The organism is Neisseria sp. P0022.S010 (assembly GCF_051956635.1).
Genome location: NZ_JBQCXF010000131.1, coordinates 1 through 7641, shown reverse-complemented (window position 1 = coordinate 7641; position 7641 = coordinate 1). Strand labels below are relative to the sequence as shown.

The following is a 7641-nucleotide window of genomic DNA, read 5'->3' as shown; positions in this document are numbered from 1 at the left end:
CCGAGATCTACACTCTCTCTGTCGTCGGCAGCGTTAGGTGTGTATAAGAGGCGGCTATTTGTTCGCCGTATTACTGATCGGCCTCTCCGCCTATTTTTAAACACGAAACTTCGACGACTACATTCTCCGCGGCCGCAGCTTGTGTCCGTTCGTGACCGCGATGTCTGCCGGTGCTTCCGATATGTCAGGTTGGCTTTTGATGGGCTTGCCAGGTGCCATTTACCTGAGCGGTTTGAATGAAGCTTGGATCGCCATTGGTCTGATTGTGGGTGCATACCTCAACTGGCTTTTGGTTGCAGGCCGTCTGCGCGTACATACCGAATACGCCAACAACGCGCTGACGCTTCCTGATTACTTCTTCCACCGTTTCGGTGCCGGCGGTCACTTGATGAAAGTGGTTTCTGCACTGATTATCTTGTTCTTCTTCACTATTTACTGTGCTTCAGGCATCGTAGCCGGTGCTACCCTGTTCCAAAGCCTGTTCCACGGTATGTCTTACACTCAAGCCATGTGGCTGGGTGCCGGCGCTACCATCGCCTACACCTTCTTGGGTGGCTTCTTGGCCGTAAGTTGGACCGATACCCTGCAAGCTTCTTTGATGATTTTTGCATTGGTACTGACTCCTGTAATGGTGTACTTGGGTTTGGGCGGTGCAGATCAAATGAACGCGGCCATCCAACAAGTTGCCGCCTCTACCGGTAAAGAATACGGCAGCCTGTTTGCCGGTACTACTTTCATCGGCATTATCTCTACCGCCGCTTGGGGCTTGGGCTATTTCGGTCAACCACACATTTTGGCCCGTTTCATGGCTGCCGAAAGCGCTAAATCTCTGGTTTCTGCACGCCGTATCGGTATGACTTGGATGATTCTGTGTATGGCCGGTGCTGTGGCTGTCGGCTACTTCGGTATCGCTTACTTCGGTGCCAACCCTGCCCACGTTGAAGAAATGAACGGCAACCACGAACGTATCTTCATCGCTTTGGCTACCCTGCTCTTCAACCCTTGGATTGCCGGTATCATCTTGAGCGCGATTCTTGCCGCCGTAATGTCCACCCTGTCTTGCCAATTGTTGGTTTGCTCCAGCGCGATTACCGAAGACTTCTATAAAGGCTTCCTGCGTAAAAACGCCCAACAAGCTGAATTGGTATGGATTGGCCGTGTAATGGTATTGGCTATCGCCGTGATTTCCATCCTGATTGCTTCTGATCCTGAAAGCAAAGTATTGGGCTTGGTAGCTTATGCATGGGCTGGCTTTGGCGCCGCATTCGGTCCGGTCGTTATCCTGTCTGTTCTGTGGAAACGTATTACTGCCTACGGTGCACTCTCCGGCATGATTGCTGGCGCGCTGACTGTGGTTGTTTGGGCTGAGTGGATCAAAAAACCTGCTTTGGCCGCACAAGAAACAGGCTTCTCTACCGTTTATGAAATCGTTCCCGGCTTCATCGCTTGTACCCTCGTGATTGTTTTGGTCTCCCTGATCGACAAAAAACCTTCACGCGAATTGCAAGAACGTTTCGAAAAAGCAGACGCAGAATACCGCGCCTCTAAATAAGACGTTTTCAGACGGCCTGCATGATTCCGTGCAGGCCGTCTTTATGAAATAAACTGTTTCAAAATAATCTGAGCCTTATCAGAAAAAACAGCAATTTATGCGGATGCATCTTGTATCCGCATCATAATTTTATTACGATATTACTATCCTTCAGAATGCCTGTTTTAGCAGTCTTAATTCAGGCCGTCTGAAACCATGAAAAAAACCTTTGGAGAACATAAATAATGTTTAACTTCGCTTTTCCAACACAAACTCCTCTGCGTCAAGCTGTAACTGATGCCTACCGCCGCGATGAAATCGAGGCCGTTCAGGATATGTTGCAACGTGCACAGATGACCGACGAAGAGCGCAATGCCGCCTCCGAGCTTGCCCGTCGTTTGGTTACTCAAGTCCGCTCCAGCCGCACCAAAGCAAGCGGCGTAGATGCCTTGATGCACGAGTTCTCTCTCTCCAGTGAAGAAGGTGTTGCACTGATGTGCCTGGCCGAAGCCCTGCTGCGTATTCCAGACAATGCAACCCGCGACCGCCTGATTGCCGACAAAATCTCCGAAGGCAACTGGAAAAGCCACTTGAACAACAGCCCTTCCCTCTTCGTTAACGCGGCTGCATGGGGTCTGTTGATTACCGGCAAACTGACCACCAACACTTCTGAAAAAAATATGGGTTCTGCACTGAGCCGCATGATCAGCAAAGGTGGTGCTCCGCTGATCCGTCAAGGTGTGAACTACGCAATGCGCCTATTGGGCAAACAATTCGTAACCGGCCAAACCATTGAAGAAGCTCTGCAAAACGGTAAAGAGCGCGAGAAAATGGGTTACCGCTTCTCTTTCGATATGTTGGGTGAAGCCGCATACACCGAAGAAGATGCCAACCGCTACTACAACGACTACGTTCAAGCCATTCACGCCATCGGCAAAGATGCCGCAGGACAAGGCGTTTACGAAGGCAACGGTATTTCCGTTAAACTTTCCGCCATCCACCCACGCTATTCACGCGCCCAACACGAACGCGTTATGAGCGAACTGTTGCCACGCCTGAAAGAATTGTTCCTTTTGGGTAAAAAATACGATATCGGTATCAACATCGACGCCGAAGAAGCCAACCGTCTCGAATTGTCTTTGGACTTGATGGAAGCTTTGGTTTCCGACCCTGACTTGGCAGGCTACAAAGGTATCGGTTTCGTTGTTCAGGCCTACCAAAAACGTTGCCCGTTCGTTATCGACTATCTGATCGACCTAGCACGCCGCAACAACCAAAAACTGATGATCCGTTTGGTTAAAGGCGCATACTGGGACAGCGAAGTGAAATGGGCTCAAGTAGACGGCATGGAAGGCTATCCGACTTACACCCGTAAAGTCCACACCGACATCTCCTACCTCGCCTGCGCACGCAAACTCTTGGATGCGCAAGATGCCGTGTTCCCACAATTTGCCACCCACAACGCCTACACTTTGGGCGCAATCTACCAAATGGGTAAAGGCAAAGACTTTGAACACCAATGTCTGCACGGCATGGGCGAAACCCTGTACGACCAAGTAGTCGGCCCGCAAAACTTAGGTCGCCGCGTACGCGTGTATGCCCCGGTCGGCACACACGAAACCCTGCTTGCCTACTTGGTACGCCGCCTGTTGGAAAACGGTGCGAACTCTTCTTTCGTGAACCAAATCGTTGACGAAAACATCAGCATCGACCGCCTGATTAAGAGCCCGTTCGACACCATCGCCGAACAAGGTATCCATCTGCATCCGGCATTGCCTCTGCCACGCGATTTGTATGGCAAAGACCGCCTGAACTCCCAAGGCGTAGATTTCAGCAACGAAACCGTATTGCAAAACCTGCAAGAAAAACTCAACCAAGCTTCTTCCGAAGACTTCCACGCCGCTTCTATCGTCAATGGCGAAGCGCGTAACGTAAGCGAAGCTCAACCTGTCCGCAACCCTGCAGACCACAACGATGTTGTCGGTACCGTCAGCTTTGCCGATGCGGCATTGGCTCAAGAAGCTATTGGTGCAGCCGTTGCTGCCCTGCCTGAGTGGAGCGCCAAACCTGCTTCAGAACGCGCCGACTGCCTGCGCCGTTTTGCCGACCTGTTGGAACAACACACGCCTGCATTGATGATGCTGGCCGTCCGCGAAGCCGGTAAAACCTTGAACAACGCCGTTGCCGAAGTACGCGAAGCCGTTGACTTCTGCCGCTACTATGCCAACGAATCTGAAAACACCCTGCCTAAAGATGCCAAAGCTGTCGGCGCAATCGTTGCCATCAGCCCATGGAACTTCCCATTGGCCATCTTTACCGGCGAAGTGGTTTCTGCATTGGCTGCCGGTAACACCGTTATCGCCAAACCTGCCGAACAAACCAGCCTGATCGCTACTTACGCCGTTTCCCTGATGCATCAAGCCGGTATTCCGACTTCTGCACTGCAACTCGTACTCGGCGCAGGCGATGTCGGCTCTGCCTTGACCGGCGATACCCGCATCGGCGGCGTCATCTTCACCGGTTCTACCGAAGTAGCGCGCCTGATTAACAAAGCACTGTCCAAACGCGACGACAACCCTGTCCTGATTGCTGAGACCGGTGGTCAAAACGCGATGATTGTGGACTCTACCGCCCTGCCGGAACAAGTCTGCCTCGACGTTTTGAACTCTGCCTTCGACAGCGCAGGCCAACGTTGTTCCGCTCTGCGTATCTTGTGCGTTCAAGAAGATGTTGCCGATAAAATGGTCAACATCATCAAAGGCGCAATGGACGAATTGGTTGTCGGCAAACCGACCCAGCTGACCACAGACATCGGCCCTGTCATCGATGCTGAAGCCCAACAAAACCTGTTGACCCACATCAACCGAATGAAAGGCGTAGCGAAGGCTTACCACGAAGTCAAAACTGCTGCCGACGTTGATAGCAACAACTCTACTTTCGTTCGTCCAATCTTGTTTGAATTGAACAACTTGAACGAGTTGCAACGCGAAGTGTTCGGTCCTGTATTGCACGTTGTCCGCTACCGCGCCAGCGAATTGGATCAACTCATCGACCAAATCAACGCCAAAGGCTATGCTTTGACCAGCGGTGTACACAGCCGTATCGAAGGTACTGTCGAACACGTCCGCGACCGCATCGAAGCCGGTAACATCTACGTTAACCGCAACATCGTCGGTGCCGTTGTCGGCGTACAACCTTTCGGCGGTCACGGCTTGTCCGGTACCGGTCCTAAAGCGGGCGGTCCATTCTATCTGCAACGCCTGGTTCGTACTCCTGAATGGGTTGCCCCAACCCTCAGCCGTATCGGCCAAGCAGACGAAGACGCGCTCAAACGTTTGGAAACTCTGGTTCACAAACTGCCGTTTAATGCAGAAGAGAAGAAAACTGCAGCCGCAGCTTTGGGTCACGCGCGAGTTCGCACTCTGCGCAAAGCCGAAACCGTATTGGTCGGCCCGACCGGCGAACGCAACTCATTGAGCTGGCGCTCTCCGAAACACGTTTGGGTACACGGCGGTACTCTGTTGCAAGCCTTCTCCGCCCTGACCGAGCTGGCTGCCGCAGGCATTCAAACCGTTGTTGAGCCAAACAGCCCACTGGTTGCCTACTCTGCCGATTTGGACGGTTTGTTGCAAGTCAACAGCAAACCTGAAAACGCAGGCATCAGCCATGTTGCCGCCATCGAGCCTTTGAGCAGCGAGCGCAAACAAGAGTTGGCCGGCCACGACGGTGCGCTCATCCGCATTCTGCCTTCCGAACAAGGTCTGGACATCCTGCAAGTATTTGAAGAAATTTCTTGCAGTATCAATACTACCGCTGCTGGTGGTAACGCCAGCCTGATGGCAGTTGCCGACTAATCGTAGCCAAATCAAAGGCCGTCTGAAATTCAGACGGCCTTTTTTTATGTTTTTTTTATTTAAATTTTTGCCGGATATTCGCACAAATCGTTAATCAAACATGTGCTGCATTGCGGTTTTAAAGCCTTACACGTATAGCGGCCATGCAAAATCAACCAATGATGGGCATCCATCAAAAATTCTTTGGGAATAAAGCGCATCAGCTTGTCTTCAACTTCGCGCACATCCTTGCCCGGAGCAATTTTGGTACGGTTGGAAACACGGAAAATATGGGTATCGACCGCCATAACAGGTTGCCCGAATGCAGTATTCAGCACCACATTGGCAGTCTTTCGGCCAACACCGGGCAAAGATTCCAAAGCCTCGCGGTCGGCAGGTACTTCGCCGTTGTATTTCTCCAGCAAAATACGGCAAGTCTGCATGATGTGTTTGGATTTGGTTTTGTAGAGGCCTATGGTTTTGGTGTATTCCATCACGCCGTCCAGTCCCAAATCCAACATAGCTTGCGGCGTATTGGCAACGGGAAAGAGTTTGGCAGTCGCTTTGTTTACGCCGACATCAGTCGCTTGTGCAGACAATAACACGGCGATAAGCAGCTCAAACGGCGAGCTGAAATTCAACTCGGTAGTAGGATGAGGATTGGCAGCGCGGAAACGCTCGAAAATTTCTTGGCGGATTTGTTTATTCATTGTTTAGATTATTTTTTTATTGGCGTAGCAATTATAGTGAAATCATGCTGATACGGCTACTTCAAGTAAAACAAGGCCGTCTGAAATTGTTTTCAGACGGCCTTGTTTGATAAAAGCATTGCTATTTTAAATGCGGTTTACTTCTTACTCAAAGTCAGCCCTGTCCAGCCAAACACCAGCGTCAGAGCCAAGCTCAAGTAGCAGAAGAAGGCATAAGGCAGGTATTCCCAAACAGGCACACCCAAGGCATGGCTGATAAATACGCCGCAGACGCTCCAAGGCACCAACGGGTTGATGACCGTACCCGCATCTTCCAGCGTACGAGCAAGGTTGCGCGAATGCAAACCAAGCTTGTCATAAACCGGCTTAAAGGTTTCGCCGGAAAGCAGGATACTTAAATATTGCTCGCCAATCAGGAAGTTGACACCGACCGATGTCATGGCCACGCTGAAAGTAGCGCGTCCGGCATTGGTCAGGAACGCACGAATGGCTTCCAACAAAGACGGAATCACACCAATGCTGAACAACAGGCCACCCAAGCTCATGCCGAGTATCACGATGGTTTGCGTAAAGAACATGCTTTCCAAGCCGCCGCGAGAAATCAAACGGGCAATGTCTTTAAATGCTTCGCCTTCGAGTTTGTATCCGCTGTAAAACCACGCGCCCAGCTGTTTCAAATCAGGCGTACTGTGGAAGTAAGTCACAATCAGCGCCACTATAACGGTAAACAACATGGCCACAATGGCATTCACGCGCATCAGGGCGAGGATAACCAGCAAGGCAAACGGAATCAGCGAATAGGCATGCACCAAACCGGTTGCTTCCAATTGCGCGCGGAAAGCTTCGACGCTATTCATGTCATGCGCAGCAACATTGGGCAAGAGCCACAGCATCAACGCCGCACTGATCAACCATGCAGGCACAGTGGTGTACATCATGTTTTTGATGTGTTCGAACAAATCAATGCCGACAATCGAAGCGGAAATACCGGTCGTATCGGAAAGCGGCGACATTTTATCGCCAAAGAACGCACCCGATACAATCGCACCCGCCGTCATCGCCATATCGGCATGAAACGCAGCCGCCATACCCATAAATGCCACGCCGACAGTCGCACAAGTCGTCAAACTACTGCCGATGGAAATACCGATGATCGAGCAGAGCGCAAACGCCGAGAAATAAAAATAAGTAGGCGAAATCAATCCGAAACCGTAATACATCAGCGTCGGAATCGCACCACTCATCATCAGCGCGCTGACCATCAGGCCGATAAAGAAAAACAGATAAATCGCGCCCATACCCTGCCCGACCGCGCCTATCATACCGTTTTGCATATCTTGATATTTCAAGCCGCGCATCAAACCATACAACAGCAAGACCACAATCGCCGTCACAATCGACATATGCGGCAGCCATTCAAGCGAAATAATCGTATAACCCATTGCCGCCACCAAAGCCAAGGCCACAGCGATGGCCTCAAAACGCGGCATATTAAGTAAGGATTTGAAAGCAAACATTTTTCTTTGCCTTTTTAATAAGTATTTAACAGATTTTAGCATAACAGGCC

The 7641-nt window shown here is 51.0% G+C and carries 3 protein-coding genes and 1 pseudogene; 2 read left to right on the top strand and 2 right to left on the bottom strand.

Annotated features, from left to right (window positions below; translation table 11 throughout):
- Positions 1-37 precede the first annotated feature (37 nt).
- A pseudogene (putP, locus tag ACTHUT_RS11585) lies at positions 38-1552 on the top strand (sodium/proline symporter PutP).
- Positions 1553-1776: 224 nt separating this feature from the next.
- Positions 1777-5385 carry a bifunctional proline dehydrogenase/L-glutamate gamma-semialdehyde dehydrogenase PutA gene (gene putA / locus ACTHUT_RS11580; protein ID WP_440418811.1) on the top strand — a complete coding sequence of 1203 codons (3609 nt, stop codon included), beginning with the start codon at positions 1777-1779 and terminating at the stop codon, positions 5383-5385.
- Positions 5386-5444: 59 nt separating this feature from the next.
- On the opposite strand, the gene nth is transcribed toward putA, so the two are convergent.
- Positions 5445-6074: an endonuclease III gene (gene nth / locus ACTHUT_RS11575; protein ID WP_063068919.1), complete on the bottom strand. Its 630-nt coding sequence runs from the start codon at positions 6072-6074 to the stop codon at positions 5445-5447.
- Between the two features lie 137 nt (positions 6075-6211).
- A complete protein-coding gene (nhaC, locus tag ACTHUT_RS11570) occupies positions 6212-7591 on the bottom strand; it encodes a Na+/H+ antiporter NhaC (protein ID WP_070837379.1) in 1380 nt (459 codons plus the stop codon).
- Between the last annotated feature and the right edge of the window lie 50 nt (positions 7592-7641).